The sequence below is a fragment of the Mycobacterium sp. 134 genome, assembly GCF_048282715.1.
GTDB lineage: Bacteria > Actinomycetota > Actinomycetes > Mycobacteriales > Mycobacteriaceae > Mycobacterium > Mycobacterium septicum.
In genome coordinates, this window is sequence record NZ_JBLVUN010000008.1 from 6,284,015 (window position 1) to 6,301,619 (window position 17,605).

At 65.6% G+C, this 17,605-nt stretch carries 16 protein-coding genes and 1 pseudogene; 6 read left to right on the forward strand and 11 right to left on the reverse strand.

Annotated elements, in window-relative coordinates; all coding sequences use genetic code 11:
- Positions 1 to 15: 15 nt before the first annotated feature.
- Positions 16 to 282 (reverse strand): YdeI/OmpD-associated family protein, encoded by a 267-nt coding sequence (locus tag ACNQVK_RS34850; protein WP_418033407.1) that lies wholly within the window; start codon positions 280 to 282, stop codon positions 16 to 18.
- A gap of 152 nt (positions 283 to 434) precedes the next feature.
- On the opposite strand from ACNQVK_RS34850, the gene ACNQVK_RS34855 reads away from it, so the two are divergent.
- Positions 435 to 1,103 carry an SDR family oxidoreductase gene (locus ACNQVK_RS34855; RefSeq protein ID WP_418033408.1) on the forward strand — a complete coding sequence of 223 codons (669 nt, stop codon included), beginning with the start codon at positions 435 to 437 and terminating at the stop codon, positions 1,101 to 1,103.
- A 22-nt stretch (positions 1,104 to 1,125) separates the two neighbouring features.
- Here the strand turns inward: ACNQVK_RS34855 and ACNQVK_RS34860 are convergent.
- The 5 genes and pseudogenes from ACNQVK_RS34860 to ACNQVK_RS34880 all read right to left on the reverse strand — a co-directional run bounded on the left by ACNQVK_RS34860 (position 1,126) and on the right by ACNQVK_RS34880 (position 6,847).
- Positions 1,126 to 2,219: pseudogene (locus tag ACNQVK_RS34860) on the reverse strand (tartrate dehydrogenase).
- A gap of 83 nt (positions 2,220 to 2,302) precedes the next feature.
- On the reverse strand, positions 2,303 to 2,470 hold the full coding sequence (locus tag ACNQVK_RS34865; protein WP_090424774.1) for a hypothetical protein: 168 nt from the start codon (positions 2,468 to 2,470) through the stop codon (positions 2,303 to 2,305).
- 179 nt (positions 2,471 to 2,649) lie between these two features.
- Positions 2,650 to 3,504 (reverse strand): thioesterase family protein, encoded by an 855-nt coding sequence (locus ACNQVK_RS34870; protein ID WP_418033410.1) that lies wholly within the window; start codon positions 3,502 to 3,504, stop codon positions 2,650 to 2,652.
- Complete coding sequence (locus ACNQVK_RS34875) at positions 3,501 to 6,413, reverse strand: RND family transporter (protein ID WP_418033412.1); 2,913 nt, start codon at positions 6,411 to 6,413, stop codon at positions 3,501 to 3,503. The genes ACNQVK_RS34870 and ACNQVK_RS34875 overlap by 4 nt, the downstream gene beginning before the upstream one ends.
- The gene (locus tag ACNQVK_RS34880) at positions 6,410 to 6,847 is read right to left on the reverse strand and encodes an MmpS family transport accessory protein (RefSeq protein WP_418033413.1); all 438 of its coding nucleotides are present in this window, start codon (positions 6,845 to 6,847) and stop codon (positions 6,410 to 6,412) included. Before ACNQVK_RS34880 ends, ACNQVK_RS34875 begins: the two co-directional genes overlap by 4 nt.
- Before the next feature lie 292 nt (positions 6,848 to 7,139).
- Between ACNQVK_RS34880 and ACNQVK_RS34885 the strand changes: the two genes are divergently transcribed.
- Positions 7,140 to 7,817, forward strand: coding sequence for a TetR/AcrR family transcriptional regulator (locus ACNQVK_RS34885; RefSeq protein WP_418033414.1), 678 nt, complete (start codon positions 7,140 to 7,142; stop codon positions 7,815 to 7,817).
- Here the strand turns inward: ACNQVK_RS34885 and ACNQVK_RS34890 are convergent.
- Entirely contained in the window at positions 7,779 to 8,525 is a 747-nt protein-coding gene (locus tag ACNQVK_RS34890) for a response regulator transcription factor (RefSeq protein WP_418033415.1), read from the reverse strand. The two genes, ACNQVK_RS34885 and ACNQVK_RS34890, sit on opposite strands and share 39 nt — an antisense overlap.
- A 109-nt stretch (positions 8,526 to 8,634) precedes the next feature.
- Here ACNQVK_RS34890 and ACNQVK_RS34895 point away from each other — a divergent pair, with 109 nt between their 5' ends.
- On the forward strand, positions 8,635 to 9,798 hold the full coding sequence (locus ACNQVK_RS34895; RefSeq protein ID WP_418033416.1) for an LLM class flavin-dependent oxidoreductase: 1,164 nt from the start codon (positions 8,635 to 8,637) through the stop codon (positions 9,796 to 9,798).
- Positions 9,799 to 9,829: 31 nt separating this feature from the next.
- On the opposite strand, the gene ACNQVK_RS34900 is transcribed toward ACNQVK_RS34895, so the two are convergent.
- The gene (locus ACNQVK_RS34900; protein ID WP_418033417.1) at positions 9,830 to 10,534 is read right to left on the reverse strand and encodes a MerR family transcriptional regulator; all 705 of its coding nucleotides are present in this window, start codon (positions 10,532 to 10,534) and stop codon (positions 9,830 to 9,832) included.
- A gap of 68 nt (positions 10,535 to 10,602) precedes the next feature.
- Here ACNQVK_RS34900 and ACNQVK_RS34905 point away from each other — a divergent pair, with 68 nt between their 5' ends.
- Positions 10,603 to 11,076: a DUF6194 family protein gene (locus ACNQVK_RS34905; RefSeq protein WP_418033418.1), complete on the forward strand. Its 474-nt coding sequence runs from the start codon at positions 10,603 to 10,605 to the stop codon at positions 11,074 to 11,076.
- A 38-nt stretch (positions 11,077 to 11,114) separates the two neighbouring features.
- Positions 11,115 to 11,663 carry a VOC family protein gene (locus ACNQVK_RS34910; RefSeq protein ID WP_418033419.1) on the forward strand — a complete coding sequence of 183 codons (549 nt, stop codon included), beginning with the start codon at positions 11,115 to 11,117 and terminating at the stop codon, positions 11,661 to 11,663.
- Here the strand turns inward: ACNQVK_RS34910 and ACNQVK_RS34915 are convergent.
- Positions 11,629 to 12,420: a hypothetical protein gene (locus tag ACNQVK_RS34915; RefSeq protein WP_418033420.1), complete on the reverse strand. Its 792-nt coding sequence runs from the start codon at positions 12,418 to 12,420 to the stop codon at positions 11,629 to 11,631. The genes ACNQVK_RS34910 and ACNQVK_RS34915 overlap by 35 nt on opposite strands.
- Complete coding sequence (locus ACNQVK_RS34920; RefSeq protein WP_418033422.1) at positions 12,417 to 13,034, reverse strand: TetR/AcrR family transcriptional regulator; 618 nt, start codon at positions 13,032 to 13,034, stop codon at positions 12,417 to 12,419. The genes ACNQVK_RS34915 and ACNQVK_RS34920 overlap by 4 nt, the downstream gene beginning before the upstream one ends.
- Before the next feature lie 138 nt (positions 13,035 to 13,172).
- Here ACNQVK_RS34920 and ACNQVK_RS34925 point away from each other — a divergent pair, with 138 nt between their 5' ends.
- Positions 13,173 to 16,409, forward strand: a complete 3,237-nt coding sequence (locus tag ACNQVK_RS34925; protein WP_418033424.1) for an ATP-binding protein — start codon at positions 13,173 to 13,175, stop codon at positions 16,407 to 16,409.
- On the opposite strand, the gene ACNQVK_RS34930 is transcribed toward ACNQVK_RS34925, so the two are convergent.
- Positions 16,406 to 17,569, reverse strand: a complete 1,164-nt coding sequence (locus tag ACNQVK_RS34930; RefSeq protein ID WP_418033426.1) for an aromatic ring-hydroxylating oxygenase subunit alpha — start codon at positions 17,567 to 17,569, stop codon at positions 16,406 to 16,408. The two genes, ACNQVK_RS34925 and ACNQVK_RS34930, sit on opposite strands and share 4 nt — an antisense overlap.
- Positions 17,570 to 17,605: the final 36 nt, after the last annotated feature.

Consider the following 17,605-nt stretch of genomic DNA (forward strand, 5'->3'; position numbering starts at 1 on the left):
TGACGGCCGCGGCGGCTACTTGCCGGTGCGCTCGCGGTGCTTGCACCCGGGCCAGCAGCAGGGCCGCCGCTGACCTTCCTCCAGTTCCTCCTGCGTCCGACGGATCCGTCGCTCGCGCGTCTCCTGCTGCTTGGCGTCCTCGACCCAGCAGATGAACTCGTTGCGCGCGAGCGGCGTGATGTCCTGCCATGCGGCCAGCGCCGTGGAATTGCCGATCAAGGCTTCGCGCAGGTCCGCAGGCAACTTGTGCACCACTCCACCGGGCACGCGTTGGCCAGTCATGAAGCCAGGTTAAGCCCCACCGCTCAGCAACCCGGCCGCGACATGACCTAGCCCTTATCGTGACCTTAGAAGGGTCTTATTTTTCTTAGAGTTGAGGTACGGTGAGTGCTCAGGGCGGCCATTCGCCCCGGCAGTGACGGAAGGAACCCGACATGCAGCCTGCAGCAGCCACCCGGATCGCTCTTGTCACCGGCGCATCGCGGGGTATCGGCGCCGACGTCGCCCAGCAGCTCGCCGGTCCGGACACCCACGTCGTCGTCAACTACCGCGAGAAGGCCAAACGCGCCAGTACGGTGGTCGACGCCATCCGCCGTGCGGGCGGCCGCGCCTCCACGCTCGGGGCCGACATTTCCGACGAGGCTGCCGCCGCCGCGATGATCGAACGAGTGGGCCGCGAGTTCGGCCGCTTGGACGTCCTGGTGCTCAACGCATCAACCGGGCTGGAGCTCGGAACCGATCCGGGCTACGCGATGCGGCTGAACCGCGACGCACAGCGCCGGCTCGCCACGCTGGCCCTGCCACTGATGCCGGCGGGCGGTCAGATCGTGTTCGTCACCAGCCACCAGGCGCACTTCTTCCCCAACAAGGCCGTGCCGAAGGGTTACGGACCGATCGCCGCGAGCAAGCGGGCCGGTGAGACCGCCCTGTATGCGATGCGTTCCGAATTCGACCGACGGGGAATCGATTTCACCGTGGTGTCCGGCGAGATGATGTCAGACCGGGAGTTGGCGACGACGATCGCCCGCGCCGCGTCCGCACCGTACCCGTCCGGGATCGTCTATGCCGGAGGGCCCGACTTTCTCTGCAAGATGTCCGCCTGACACGTAGCGGACCGTCCGAGACCTACTGCGAAGCAGAAATATTCGACTGCAGCTGGTCACGGACCGCGGTCCCCAGCGTGCCCGTCGTCGCGGTTCCGCCCATGTCAGGAGTCAGGATCTCTCCTCCACGGGCCAGGACATCCTCGACGGCTGTGAGGATCGCTGCCGCGGCATCACGCTCACCCAGGTGGTCGAGCATCAACGCCGCGCTCCATATCTGACCGATGGGATTGGCGATTCCGCGTCCGGCGATGTCAGGTGCGGAACCGTGAACCGGCTCGAACAGGCTGGGAAATCGCCGTTCCGGGTTGATGTTTCCGCTCGGGGCGATGCCGATGGTGCCGGTGCACGCGGGGCCCAGGTCGGACAGGATGTCGCCGAACAAGTTGCTCGCGACGACGACGTCGAACCAGTCGGGATGCAGAACGAAATTCGCGGCGAGGATATCGATGTGGAACTTGTCCACCTCGATGTCCGGGAACCGCTCACCCATCAGCTCCACGCGTTCGTCCCAGTACGGCATCGTGATGGAGATGCCGTTGCTCTTCGTCGCCGAGGTCAGGTGCTTCCCGGGTCGACGTTGAGCAAGCTCGAAGGCGTACTTCAGGATCCGGTCGACCCCGACCCGGGTCATCACCGTCTCCTGCACCACCGTCTCGCGGTCCGTTCCCTCGAACATCTTGCCGCCGATGCTCGAGTACTCGCCCTCGGTGTTCTCACGTACGACGACGAAGTCGACGTCGCCGGGCCCTCGCCGGCCAGCGGACTCTTCACTCCGGGCATCAATTTGACCGGGCGCAGGTTCACATACTGGTCGAAGTGCCGGCGAAACTGCAGGAGGCTGCCCCACAGCGAAATATGGTCGGGCACAACGTCCGGCCAGCCGACGGCGCCGAAGTAGACCGCATCGAACCGGCTCAGCTCCTCGAACCATCCGTCGGGCAGCATGGCGCCGGTGTCGGTGTAGTACTCCGCGCACGCGTAATCGAACTGTTCATAGTCGATGGAGAAGCCGAAGGCCGCCGCCGCAGACTCCAGAACCTTGAGCCCCTCAGGGACCACTTCCTTACCGATGCCGTCGCCCGGGATCACAGCCAGTCGGTGGGTGGTGGTCATTCCGCCACCATACGTTCCGGCGGTTCCCCACCAACGACAAGCGAGGGGCGCCCAAGATGGGCGCCCCTCGCTGGTGTCGGGTATCAGCGGCCGTTGCCGACTATCGGTGTGACGACACCGGTGCTGGCGTGCTGCTGGATGTCGTGCACCCACTGGTGATGGGTGATGTCAGCTTGCGCCGGAGCTGCCAGCCCGACGATGGCGGCGGCGAAACCAGTGGCGATCATGCCGGCGAAACCAAACTTCTTCATTTCGAAGCCCTTCGTTCTGGGCGTTCGAGCCGTGGCGTGGGAGTCGCGGTTCGGACGTCTCTCCACCGGTTCGGGGGATTCCTACCCGGTCTGACTTCCACAACACGCTGCTCAAGACGGTTAATTCCGCTGGCAGAAATTGACCGGCCGATGGCAGCAATCGCGCGACTCCGCTGGTTTCAGGCCCCCTTCGGGATCATCGCCAGCTGCCGGCTCTGCACGACAACAGCACCGCTCGCATCGAGAATCAGATGGTCCTCTTCGAACCAGGTCGTGCCCATGACCGTCGAGTTGGCCATCACCCGCAGCCAGCCCGGCGACGGTCGCCGACGCAGATAGGTGGTGAGCTGGACCGTCGGCGCCCAGCCGAACATCCCCCGGTTCATCGTCACCGGCGCGCTGATGTCACCGGCCATCAGTGCGAACAGCAGTGCCGTGTCGGTGTCGGCCTCGTCGGCAGCGAACGGTCGCAGCCACATCCGATTGATCGGGTCACCCTGTCGACCGCTCAAGAACAGTGCCGCGGCAGGGTCGACCCGCAGGTCGCAACCTTGCGCGACGTGCACGATCTGGCCCATGGGATGGTCCGGTGTCACGTGAACAGCGTCGGCCGTCGGCTCAGCCGGCATCTGCGTGAGTGCCAGAGGTTCCTGATGCCGCGGGTCGCCGTCATCGAGCACCCCGAGGGTGACCGCGGCGGTGACCGCGACCCGATCACCTTGCGACAGCTGCACGTCCACCGCACACACCTGCCGACCCATCTTGCGGACGCTCGTGCTCGCCTGCACCTCACCCGGATCGGGGGCGGCCAGGTAGCTGGCGCTCACCGCGATCGGCTGCAACTCGGCGCCGCCCCCGGCGACGAGGACGGAGCGGCGGGCGGCGGCCGCGCAGATCGCCATCATGCAGCCGCCGTGCACCTTGGGACCGATGGTCCAGATCGGATCAACGGTCGCGCCGAAGCGGTCCGGCCCCAGCTCGCGCAGCGCGGTCAGCTCAGTGAATGGGCTGGTACGGGTGAGGATCTCGGTCATGGTGTTCCTTTCGGGATCTCCACGGTCGGTTCATCGCTGGACAGCGCAACGCCGGCGATGGCGGGAACCGGTTGCGGTGCAGCCGGGGTGGGACGCGCGGGCCGGCTCCGAACCTTGAGCGGCCACCAGAACCAGCGGCCGAGCAACGCCGCGATGGACGGCGTGATCAGTGAGCGGACGATGAAGGTGTCGAACAGCAGGCCTAGGCCGATGGTCGTGCCGATCTGGCCGACCGAGCGCAGATCGCTCGCGATCATCGAGATCATGGTGAACGCGAACACCATGCCGGCCGCGGTGACCACCCCGCCGGTGGCGCCCATGGCCCGGATCAGACCGGTCTTGATGCCCCCGCCGAGTTCCTCCTTCATCCGGGAGACCACCAGCAGGTTGTAGTCCGACCCGACCGCGAGCAGCACGATCACCGACATCGCGATCACAAGCCATTGCAGTTCGATGCCCAGGATGTGCTGCCAGATCAGCACCGACATGCCGAACGAGGCGGCCAGCGAGAGCACGACCGTTCCCACGATCACCATCGAGGCCACCAGTGCCCGGGTGATCAGCAGCATCACGATGAAGATCAGGATGATCGCCGCGATGGCCGCGATGAACAGGTCGTAGTGCGCGCCTTCCTGAATGTCCTTGTAGGTGGCCGCGGTACCGCCGAGGTAGAACTTGGCGTTGGCCAACGGGGTGCCCTTGACGGCTTCCTTGGCGGCCAGCAGTTCGGCATCCACATGTGAAATGCCTTCCAGCGTGGCCGGATCCACGTCATAGGTGATGAGGATCCGCGCCGCCTTCCCGTCGGGTGAGAGCATCAGCTCCATACCGCGCAAGAAGTCCGGGCTGGTGAACGCCTCGGGCGGCAGGTAGAACATGTCGTCGTTCTTGGCCTCGTCGAAGGTCTGTCCCATGGCCGACGCGGTGTCGGTCATCTGTTCCATCTGGATGAGCATCCCGCTGAAGGTGCTGTGCAACGTCAGCATCAGATCCCGCACCTGAGTGGAGATGCCGATCATCGGCGGGATCTGCGCGGCGATCTGCGGGGTCAACCCATCGACCTTGTCCATCTCGGTGGCCAGTGCCCTGGTGTTGTCGGCCAGCTTGTCGAATCCGTCCGTCGCATCGAACACCGATCGCAAGGCGTGACACACCGGGATGTCGAAGCAGTGCGGTTCCCAGTAGAAGTAGTTGCGCAGCGGGCGGAAGAAGTCGTCGAAATCGGCGACCTGATCCCGCAGTTCGGCCATGGTCGCTTCCATGTCGTGCGTGGCGCCGACCGCGCTGTGGGTGGCGTCGGAGAGTTGGACGGTCAGATCGTGCAGGTGCTCCATGATCGCGATCATCGAGCTGAGGTGATCCGTCATCTTCAAGGTGTCGTCCAGACGGGCCCTGATGAACTGCAGGTTCTCCCGCATCGCCACGCCTTGCGCGCTGACCTGGAACGGCACTGAACCGTGTTCCATCGGTGGCCCGAGCGGGCGGGTGATGCTCTGCACCCGTGCGATGCCCGGCACCCGGAAAATGTTCTTGGCGATGCGGTCCAGCACCAGCATGTCGCGCGCGTTGCGCATGTCGTGGTCCACCTCGACCATGAGCATGTCGGGATTCATTCTGGCCGAGGAGAAGTGCTTCTCGGCCGCGACGTGCCCGATGTTGGACGGCACGCCGGCCGGCACGTAGTGACGGTTGTCGTAGTTGGTTCGATAGCCCGGCAGGGCTAGCACCCCGATGAGCGCGATCGCCGTGGCTGCGACCAGGATCGGCAACGGCCAGCGCACGATGGCAGTGCCGAGCCGTCGCCAGCCGCGAGTCTTTTTGGCCCGCTTGGGATCCAGCCAGCCGAACCGGACACACACCGCCAGCACCGCCGGGGCGAAGGTCAGCGCCATCACCAGGATCACCAGCATGCCCAGAGCGCACGGGATGGCCAGGGTGTTGAAGTAGTTCAGCCGGGTGAAGTGCAGGCACAGCATCGCGCCCGCGATGGTCAGCCCGGATCCTGCGATGACGTGGGTGACACCGGAAATCGTGGTGTAGTAGGCGGTTTCACGCTCTTCACCGGCATTTCTGGCCTCGTGGTAGCGGCCGACCAGGAAGATCCAGTAGTCGGTGCCGGCCGCGATGGCCAGCGCGGTGAGAATGCTGACCACGAAGGTCGACAGACCGAACGCATGCACGGATCCGAGCACCGCGATCAGCCCGCGCGCCATGCTCATCTCGACGAGCACGACCGACAGCGCGATCAGCGTGGCACCGAACGAGCGGTAGACCACCAGCAGCATGATCGCGATGACGGCCAGCGTCACCGCGGTCATCTTGACCATGCTCTTGTCGCCGGCCTCGTTGGTGTCGGCGACGAGAGCGGCCTGTCCGGTGACGTAGGCCCGGATGCCTGGCGGCGCTTGGGTGCGCTCGACGATCTCGCGGACCGCGTCGACGGCTTCGACCCCCTGAGTGGAACCCTGGTTGCCCGCCAGGTTCACCTGGACGTAGGCAGCCTTACCGTCCTCGCTCTGAGAGCCGGCCGAGGTGATGCGATCGCCCCAGAAATCCTGCACATGCTGCACGTGCTCGGTGTCGCGTTCCAGGTTGGCCACCAGCTCGCCGTAGAAGCGGCGGGCGTCGTCGCCGAGGGGCCCGTCGCCTTCCAGCACCACCATCAGTGCACTGTCGGAATTGAACTCACCGAACTTCTCGCCGATGTGCTTCATCGCGATCACCGACGGAGCGTCCTGGGGGGACAGCGAGACGGCGTTGTTCTTGCCGACGATCTCCAGCTGCGGCACCAGCACGCTCACCGCGACGGTGGCTGCCAGCCAGAACAAGATGATCGGCACCGACAGCATGCGGATCAGCCGGGGATACAGCGGCGGCCGCGCGCCCTCGAGGCTACGGTGGCCGCTCATGCCGCCTTCACCAAACAGCTTGTGGTGGCGGTGTATCCGTCGGCGGACCGCTCGTCGCGCACTTCACCGTTGACGGTGATGCGGCAGCCCAGCGCCCCGCTGTCGCCCTGCGCGATGACGTTCGCGAACACGCTGGGCACGGTGGTGGTCAGGGTCAGCGTCCAGGGCAGGGCGCTGAACTGTACTTCCTGCGCCTGCGCGTGTTCGTCGATGTAGCTGACCATCCCGGAGGTGCCGGCCGGTCCGTACACCTCGTAGGTCACGTACTTGGGCACGGTCGAGACGATGTTCTCGACCCGGGCGTCACCGCCGGCCAGTCGCTGCGTGCCGAACACCCCGTGGAACCGGTTGATGACGAACCCGCCCGCGCCGACCACCACCACGATCGCCAACAGAATCCACATCCGCGCCAACGCGCTCACCAACGTCTTCATCGCCTGCACCCAGGCGTATTTCGCGTTACCGCACCCGACATGAACGGTGACCTTACAACCATAAGCAAACAGCTGTAAAGTTGACGCAATCGAGTGACCGCTCGAGGATCGAGGGGTGCATGGGAATCACTTAATCCGCTGAGCGGCAATCATTTTGAGCGTCACCGGGGCACGGGTCGTCGACAACGCCACCCTGGGCGCAGAAATACGACCGGGGACAGGCACCGCCACCTATAGTGGGCATGCGTGCCGGTCGAGCCGACCCTAACCTAACACGTGTTAGCATACGGGCATGGTTTCCGCACCTCGCCGACGCAATGTGCGTGGTCAGGGTGCGCTTCTCCGCGACGAGATCTTGTCGGCCGCCATCCGCGTCATCGATGCCGCGCAGAACGAGGCCGAGGTCTCGCTGCGCAGCATCGCCCGCGAGGCCGGCATCGCTGCTCCGTCGGTCTATGCGCACTTCGAGGACCGCGACAGCGTGCTCGACGCGGTGGCCGAAGCGAGTTGGTCGCAGGTGTCCGAGGAGATCGCCGAGCACCGCACCGGCAGCAAGCCCCCGCGTGAGCGACTGTTCCTGGGCTGCCAGACCTACGTGTCGTTCGCCGAGCGCCATCCGCTGCGCTATGCACTGATGAGCCAGATCACCGATACCTCGCCGGCCGCCCGGCAGGCACTGGCGATCGTCACCCGGGGCCTACTGGCCTGCCGCGGCGGTGACCCGCAGGCACCGCCGACCCCTGAATCCGACCGGATCGCCGCGGCCCTGTCGGTCGCCGTGCACGGCGTCGCCATGTTGCACCGCACCGATACTCCGCACCTGTGGCTGAGTTCGTTCAGCACCGACGAGATCCTGCGCAGCATGATCGACGCGGCCATTCTGCAACTCGACCAATCCGGCGCCGCCCCACCCGCACAGCGGAAATCGGCATCAGGGCGTGGCCGCAAGGACCGCAAGCTCAGTACGTGACCGGCAGCCCGTCGTCGCGAGTGCACGGCTCACGTACTTCTTGACGGTGTCCTCGGTCAGGCACAGTGTCTCGGCGATATGAGCGTTGCTCTTCCCGTGGGCCAGCAACTCGACGACATCGCGTTGCCGTTGCGACAACCGCGCGAGCGGGTCGGTCCGGGCGGCAGGCAGCAGCGGACGCGCCAGCCCACGCAGGCGCCGGCACAACAACCGCAGTGCGGAGGCATCCCGCGCGTCGACCGCGTCCGGGTCGGGATCGAACACGCCGAGCAGTCCGTGCGCGGCGCTGCCCATCGGGAAGGTGAACGCATTGCAGGAGCGCAGGCCGGCCCGATGCAGAAACTGCTCGACATAGGGGGCGGCCGACGCGGGCACGGTGGGCAGCTCGCGCAGGCTGACCGATCCCGCGGTGTGCAGTTGCCGCAGGGCCTCCGGGGTGGCGAAGACGTCGTGCCCGCGCCATCTTCTCATGTAGTCGTCGAGCAGCACGTGCTCGTGATCGGTGGTGATCGGCGCGGTGTCGGAGAATGCGCCGGCCACCGACGGCCCGGTGAAGAACGTGACGCCGCGGACCTCGAATACCTGACGGATCGCGTCCACGACGGCACGGCGGAACTCGGTGAAGTCGGCTGCGTCATCGCAGGCGTCGAGCACCGCGAAGACCTTCTCGTAGTCTGCGACCTGCAGCTCGGCTGTGACGCGCCTCACCCGACGAGTAAACGACGACGGCCGTCAAATTGTCCACTTTCGTGCACTGTCGGCGGCGGGGGCGCGAGGCTAGCTTTCTGGCAAGCACACTTCGCGGCAAGGAGGCCCCGTGTCCCGACTCCGGTTCGGCTATTTCATCGCCCCGTTCCACCGCCCCGGCATCAACCCCACGTTGGCGCTGCACCGGGACCTGGAGTTCATCGAGCATCTCGACGCGCTCGGGTACGACGAGGTCTGGATCGGTGAGCACCACTCCGCGGGCAGCGAGATCATCAGCTCGCCGGAGGTGTTCATCGCCGCGGCGGCCGCCCGGGCCAAGCGCATCAAGTTCGGTACCGGCGTGATCTCGCTGTCCTACCACAACCCGCTGTGGGCGGCGGACCGGTTGATGCTGCTCGACCACCTCACCCACGGCCGCATCATCGGCGGCGTCGGCCCCGGTTCCCTGCCCACCGACTCGGCCATGATCGGGCTGAACCCGACCGACACCCGCGAGCTGTTGGAGACCAACCTCGACATCATGGTGCGACTGCTCGCCGGGGAGACGGTGAGCGCCAAGACCCCCACGCACGAACTGTTCGACGCGAAGCTGCAATTGGCGCCGTACGCAGAAGGGGGGATCCCGCTGTCGGTCGCCGCCGTCGCCTCCCCGACCGGTGCCCGGTTGGCAGGCAAACACGGCATCGGTCTGCTGTCGGTCGGCGCCACGCTGAGCGAGGCCGGTTTCGATGCGCTGGCCCACCACTGGAACATCGCCGAGGAGCGGGCGGCGGCGTTCGGCACCACGGTCGATCGCAGCAATTGGTCGCTGGTCGGACCGTTCCACGTCGCCGAGACTGATGCGCAGGCCCGCGCCGAGGTCCGGTACGGCATCGAGGCCTGGTTCAACTACTTCCAGAAGGTTGCGGCATTCCCGCAGATGACCATGCCGGGCGACACCGTTGACGGGATGATCGACACGATCAACGAACTCGGCGCCGGGGTGATCGGAACGCCGGAACGCGCCCGGGCCCAGGTGCAGCGCCTGTGGGATCAGTCCGGCGGTTTCGGATCCATGCTGCAGATGGCTGCGGACTGGGCCAATCCCGCCGCCACCCGACGCTCGGCCGAATTGTTCGCCGAGGAGGTGATGCCGCACTTCCAGGGGCAGGCCCAGCCGACCCTGGATGCCGCGGCGCGCGCCGGGCAGGTACGCGAGGAGCTGGCCCAGACCCAGATCGATGCGATCACGCACATGGCGCAGAAGTACGAGGCCGAAAAGGCTGACACATAGGGGAATTCGGTGACGATCGTCGCTCCCTCCGCTAGTCGGCTCGGATGATCTGAGCCAATGCCGATGCGGCGCGAAGCAGCGAAAGAGTGCGTTCGGTGATGGAGTTCAACCGCGTGTCCAGCGCCTCGAGCGAGCGGTTCACATCATCGAGGTCCCGGATCGCCGTGACCGCCCGCCGAACCTCGGGGATGCGGTAGCCGGCAGCGCGCAAGGCTGCCGTGATCCGCGCCTCGCGGATGGCCTCAAGCTGATAGCGCCTGGCCGATCCAGCACGGTTGGTGATGCGCCGGGGCTTCACCAGCCCCTCCTTCTCCCAGAAGCGGAGAGTGGAGGCACGCACGCCGAGCGCCCGCGACAGTTCGGTGATGGTCATCGCGTCGGCTTCCACGGGGGCAGCCTCGGTCTCCGTCTCGCCCTGGATGGCCTCCAGCGCTCGACGCGCGACGAGTGCCTGCTCACGCTCCCTGTTGAGCCCGATGTGCAACGAGCACACCAGGGTTGCCGCATCCCCGGCAGGCAACGCGCGGATTGCGTACATCGTCCGGCGGGCCTCGACCGGACCCACGGCGTGGGCCAGATCGCGATACGCCCGCAGGTCGTGGATCGCGGTCGCGGAGAACTGTCGGTACCCGTTGTCGGCCCGGACCGCCGAGGACAGGACCCCGAGCCGCTCCAGGTCGCGAATCTGCTGGACCGAGTATCCGGTCGCCTCCGCTACCGCCGAGACGGTCAGCATGCCCGCCGTACGATCATCGCGACCACGCCTCAAACCCTCCATAAGCACTTCAATCGCACACTTCAACTATGAGTATGGACCAGCTGCTGGAGACGATCCGACGGTTCGACGGAGTCCTCGAACTGGCACCGACGGCGGACAGCGAGTTCCCCGAGATTGCATGGGGCGACCACTTCTTCTACTTCGCGCCCAACGGGCAAGTGCCACAGCGAGAACAGCCCTACGCGACCATCGTCACGAAGAACTATCCCGACGACACTTCCTGTGACCTCGACCAGCCTGGCCGGTGGCGGTTGAACATCCACGTCGGGCGGAGCATCTTCATCGAAGTCGTCGGCGCAGATCCCCGGATCGATCCGGCCGCTGTCGACTTCACTGCCGTCGACACGGTCCTCCCCCATCCGGTCTATCGCACGCAAGGCTGGATCTCGATCATCAACCCAGGGGTGCGGACTCACGCGCTGACAGTCAGCCTGCTCCGTAAGGCACACGAGGCGGCCCGGCGGCGCGCAAAACCTGAGCCTTCCCAGCGCGCCCATTGAGTACTACATTCAGTAGTAGTCGACTGCGAGGGGGCAGGATGCGATGGCGCGGAGTAAGTCATGTCGAGTTCGCGGTCGTGGACTATGACGAATCGATCGGGTTCTACGACGCGATGTTCGGCTGGCTGGGATTCAGCAGCTTCTCGTCGCTGAACATGGAGTACCAGTCGATCTATTACATGACGCGATTCATCAACCCGCACAGCTATATTGGCATCCAGCCAGCTCGTACCGGGGAGAAACTCACCCACACCGACCAGGCTGTCGGGATCAATCACATCGCGCTGTGGGCCCGAAACCGCAAGGAAGTGGACCGCTTCCACCGCGACTTCCTGACCGCCAGGGGCGTCCCGGTCACCGATGAGCCCAAGGACTACCCGCAGTACTGGCCCGGCTATTACGCGGTGTTCTTCGACGATCCGGTCAACGGAATTCACTGGGAGCTCGCCTGGGTGCCGAAAATTCCCACCCCGCGGCAGGTCTGGTCGTTCTATCGGACGATGCGCGCCTTCGGAAAGCAGCGGCTGGACCTGGCGAACTCGGTGCCCGGCATCACGATTCAGGCGATGCGGCCGCTGCCGCGATGATCCAGTTACCGAACTCGACTGCCAGGTGCCAGCGGTGCGCGGCGATCATGCGGGACGGGAACAGTCCGGGGAACTCGACTGCCAGGACCGCCTCCATGGCACCGTCATGGTCCCGGAACTGGTGGCGGACACCTCCGATGACCAGACCGTCGTCGAACACCGCCCGACCGGCGATCTGCACCGGATAGTCCGGTTTCACCGGAATCGAAACAGACTCGGCCGCAGCATAGTCGACTAGGAATCGGGTTGAGGTCGGCGATCCTCCGGTGGTCTCGACGACTTCCTGACGTCCGTCCGGCAGCCCTCGCAGCAGATAGTGGTCCGGACAGGCCCGAACCATGGCATCCTCGTCGTTCGCCGCGGTGAGGTCGTCGAACCATGCGCCGAACTCCGCAGCGGACAACCCCTCGACGACAAGACTGGTTGTGCTGTAGGCCTTTCTGCCACGGCTACCGGCCACCGCGATCCGGGCCACCCGTTCGGACATCGCCAGCTCGTGGCGCAGCATCGCGTAGATACCCGCATGCCCGAGCCCGGATTTGAGCGCGCACAACGCTTCCCGCTGCGCATCCAGGTCCGCGTCGATCACCGTGTGGAGGTCGCCATCGGGAAGAATCTCGGCGACGGCCCGCCGGCCCAGCCGGGATCCAAGTTTGGCCAGGACCGCCTTGGCGCGCCGCGCTTCCCAGCGCCGAACATCGGAACGGCTGACTTCACGCCCGTCGATGAACGTCTGAATCACGACATCACCCGTCATCTGTTCCCACCTGCTTCGCCGTTGATTGGGCCGCGCGGCAGAATGCCGGCGAGCACGAGATCGACGAGGCGAGTGCACAGACCGTCGTCGATCGCCTCGCGCGTGACCAGAGTTCGAAAGCTCAATGGAGCGACGAGGACCTCCAAGACCAATCGAGGGTCAGTGCCGGCCGGCAGTTCCCCACGGTCGATCGCCCGATCGACGATGGTGCGGGCCAGCTCCAGCCGCCCGGTCCAGAATTCCTGCCGGACTGCGGCCCAACGCGACTCTTCACCGCTGAAGGCCAGCGCTTGCGCCAGCGCCCGTCCGACCGGGCTGCTGAGGTATGCCGCGATACCGCTCAGCAAGCCATGCAGGTCAGTACTGATCGATCCGGTGTCGGGCACCGGGATGACTTGCTCGCTGTAGCCCAGAAGCGTCTCGGCGATCAGGCTCTCCCGACTGCCCCATCGCCGGTAGATCGAGGTTTCATGGACCCCGGACCGCGCTGCGACGTCGCTGACCGTGAAGTCGGCGATGCCCTTGTCAGCCATGACCTCCAACGTCGCATCGACCACGGCGCGGCGGACCCGCTCGGAACGGCCACCAGGCCGCCGTCGGATTTCATCAGCCACAACAACCCCTAACGCTAGCCACTCATGCGTTAAGTATGGGCAGACTGGTTGCACTAACGCAAGGAGTGCTTGCGTTTATTCGCAGTTCAGCGCCTCTGATCCGTCGCGGACCAGCAGCGACAGTGCCAAACTTGTGACGTGGTGGATGGCCCGATCACCGCGCCGCTAGACGGAGACCACGAGATGCAACGCGCCTCGATCGAGGCGCTGATCGACCGCGCCGTGTCCGCGATCAACACCGGCGACCGGGCGACCGCGACGGAGTTGGCCGACCAGATCCTGGCCGCAGACCGCGGCAACACCGATGCCGAGGACCTGCTGGCTGCCTCGACAAGCGTGGGCGAGATACGGCGCCTCACCATGTTGGTGGCCGATCTCGTCGACTCCACCGCCCTGTCCACCCGGATCGGGCCGGACGCATACCACTCTGTGGTCGGCGGGTTCCGCGAGCAGGTACAACGCATCATCGCTGACCATGGGGGGCACATCGGCGGTACCGCCGGTGACGGCGTCTTCGCCGTGTTCGGCCATCCGACCGCCCATGTGGATGATGCGCGCCGTGCGGTGCGGGCTGGGCTCGAACTGTGTCAGGGCGTCAGTCGCATCAGCGAACAGGCTCGCCGCCGGCATGGAGTCGAAATCGCCGTGCGAATCGGAATCCACCGGGGCTTGGTGTATCTCGATGTCGCACACGACGACGTCTACGGCCTGGCAGCCAATCTCGCCGCGCGGGTCTCGGGCCTGGCTCCACCAGGGTCCGTGGTCGTGTCGACAGCGGTGGAGTCGCTGATCCACAACGACTTCGACCTCGTCGAGCAACCCGCCGCGACAGTCAAAGGCGTAGTGGATCCGGTCGCGCATTTCCAGGTGCTGGGCGAGCGGTCCACACCGCTGACGCTGACGCGAGCTCCACTGATCGGGCGGGAGCGAGAACTCCTATTGATCGAAACCCGTTGGCAGCAACTGCAGAACGACAGTCCGTCGACGCCGGGAATCCTCATTCGCGGCGAACCCGGGATAGGAAAGTCCCGGCTGGCCGCCGAGGCCGCGGACCGGGTTCACAGCCGAGCGGGCGCGGTACTCGAGGTGGCCGGGTCTCTGGACCACACCGGTGTGGGGTTGCATCCGATCCGGAAACTGCTTGAGCGACACTGTGGGATCGGACGCGAAGCTCCTCCCGCCGAACAACTACGCAGACTCGAGAGCGAGTTCGTCGCGCGCGGTCTGGACCCGGCCACCATGATTCCGGCCCTCGCCCCCGTGCTGGCGATCGGGCCTGAGCACGGATATGAACCGATGCCCGCCGAAGGGCGCAACCTGGTGGGACTCATCGTCGCGTCCGCGCGCACCTACCTCATGGCCTGCGTCCGCGCGGACACCGGAATGCTGATCGCCGACGATCTCCAATGGTTCGACGAAGCAACACTCGGCCTGCTCGAATCGATCCTGGTTGACGGGCAACACCGCCTGCTAATCGTCGGGACGTGCCGGGACAACTGGCCGCCACCGCAGTGGCCGCTCGAGACGATCGACCTGGAACGCTTGTCCGACGCACAAACAGAGGAGCTGATCGATGCCCTTGGCCTACCGGCTGATCAGACCCAGCGAGCTCAGGTTCGCAGCCGCTGCGACGGGATCCCATTCCACATCGAGCAGGTGGCGGCGAGCATGCGGGAGCGCGCACCAGAAGCTCCCCACGTACCCGATGCTCTCTACGATCCGCTGCTCTCGCGGCTGTACGCCGAACGGCTCGGTGTGCCGGTAGCCGAAGCGGCGGCGGTCATCGGCCGGGAATTCGATGGTGCGCTGCTCCGTGCCGTGCTCGACATGGACCAGGCTGACCTGGACGACGCCATCAATCGACTGACCACGTCCGCGGTCGTCGAACCCATCGGCACCGACACCTGGCGTTTCCGCCATGAGCTGCTCCGTGAGGTTGCCTTCGAATTGGTTCCCGCCGAGGCGCGGCGAGCTCTACACGGCAGAGTTGCCGACGCACTGATCGCCCAGAGCCCGGGCGAACCGGACTGGTCGATGGTGGCCACCCAGTACGAGAATGCCGGCCGGGACGCCGACGCCGCGTCGGCCTATCACCAGGCCTCGGTGGCCGCACGCCGGCGTGGATCGATGGCAGAGGCCAGGGCTCACCTCGGTCGCGCCCTGGCCCGGATCGATCGCTGCCCACCGGGGATCGACCGCGACCGCGCCGAAATCACTGCACGGCTGGAACGGGGCTACCTCACTGCCACAGTCGAGGGCGCCCAAAGCCTGGTCGCCGTAGCTGATTTCGAGCGATGCCTTCAGCTGGCAAACGACGGCGCCTACGACGACGAGCTGGTGGCCGCTCTCGGAGCGGTGGGCGCCTACTATTTCTGGCGTGCCGACCTTCGCCACGCGCGGCAGCTTCTCGAGGTAGCCGCGACAAAGCCAGAAGGTCAATCGTTCTCGCAAGCGCTCGACGGGTCGCGCGGAGTGCTCGCCTGGCTCGGTGGCGACTTCGAAACCGCCACAGAATATTTCAAGAAAGCAACTCAGGCTCTCGATGAAAACTACGAACGCCAGCTCGCCAAGCTCTGGTTCGTGTCGCACGATCCAGTCGCACTGGCACATGAACACCTGGCCTGGACCGACCTGATTCACGGCAACCTCGCGGAAGCCGACCTGCAATTGGGGCGCGCTGCGCTGCGGGCCGAGCAACTGACCTACCCGCAGAGACCGTACAACCTGCTCAACGCGGCCGATATGGAAGTCTGGCTCCGCGCCGAATCCGGTCAGTTCGAACGAGCCCGCACATTGGTGGACTCGCTGCTCAACCAGGCGCACGAATACGAACTCGATGATGTGTACTGGCAGCTGCGCACCGCAACCGAGCGTGCCATGGTCGATGGCCTTGCCGAAGTATGCAGTGATACACCGGATTTGGATATTCTCGGCGCGCAGATCGAGGCGCTCGCCGGAGCCATCAGCATCTGGCAGGCGCTGGGCGCAGCGACCTACCGGCCGTTCTTCTGGTGCATGCTTGCCCGGTTCCTCATCACCGTCGGCCAGCTGGACGCCGCGCGCAGTCGTATCGACACAGCGCTGGCGTTCGCCGAGGACACCGGGGTGAAGTTCTACAGCGCCGAACTCCTACGGATGCGGGCCCGCACCCAGACCGATGCGGCCGCGAAGGCTGCCGACCTGTCGGCGGCGCGAGAGCTGGCGAGGAGCCAGCAGGCCTGGCTCTTCGAATTGAGATGCAGCCTGGACGATTTCGACCTACGCGGAACACCCGCCCGTCAATGCCTCACCCAGGTGGTCGAGAAGATGCCCCGCGAATGCCCGCTTCCCGAAGTGCAGCGGGCCCGCATGATCCTCGACCCACCGTCGGGCTAGGCCAGAGCCACTCCCAGTTCCTGGGCGAACACCTTGATCATGTGCTGAACCGCAATTTCGTTGCGGCCGATGATCATATGGTCGTGCTGACCGTGCCGGACTCCTTCACCACACTGCGGGAGCATTGCGAAATCCTCGTCGCGCACCGCGGCGTGCACCCCTTCGTAGACGGCGTCATAGGCCGCGCGCATGTCGTCATTCGTGGCCGGCACCCGACCCATCCAGCTGTGCCGGACCGTGCAGCGGGTCGGTTCCCCCTCCGGCAACATGTCGATGATCTCCACGCCCACCGGGCTGTTCGCGAGAATGAGATTCGGGTAGACCCAGTAGATGACACCCATATTGGCCGACGGGTCGAACGAGGCGCTCGGATCGTCGGTGAGATTCTTGATCCAGTTGAACGGGAATCCGATGCGGTGATGCCGGCCGAACTCATCGTAGATCGCGGTGTTCGGCAGGGTGTTCTGCCCGATCAGGCTCTCGCCGTGGACGAACGGGAAGTGATAGCCCTCTGCGAACGCCTCGAGCGCTCCCTTCCACGACACCTCTGAGGAGAACTCGCGGTCGGTGTGGTAGCCGTAAGCCTCGTAATTCCATTGCGCCAGTTCGGGACCGAGCGATCCCAGGTGGGCGTCGAGATCAATCGTGGCGTCCGCGGTCAGGACCGCCCAGACGAAGCCGTAACGCTCTTCCGACGGCAGCTCCACCAGGCCGTACTCCGCTGCGTCCATCGTGTCGAAACCGGCCTTGCCCGGGACCATGAACAGCTCACCGGTGTTGCGATAGGTCCACGCGTGATACGGGCAGACGAACCGTGACGCGTTGCCGGACCCGCAGGCCGGCATCGCGCCGCGGTGGCGGCAATAGTTGAGGAGTACGTGACTGGCCCCGGTGCGGTCCCGAGTGATCAGCAGCGAGTCGCCGAGCACCGAGCGGACGACGAAGTCGTTCCTCTCCGCGATCTGGGCCGACGGCACGATCGCCAGCGGGACCCGACGCAGGATCTGGGATTCCTCGATCTCGGTGATCTTCGGGTCGCGGTAGTAGTGCAACGGCACCTTCAGCACCGCCTCGGCCATATCCGTCGTCCCCTCGACGGCGTGCCGCAGAGCGCGGCGGGTCAGGTCCTCATCGGTGCTGCTCACTGGGCTGACAGTCATGATCTGACCATACAATGAGCATCAACTGTATTGTCA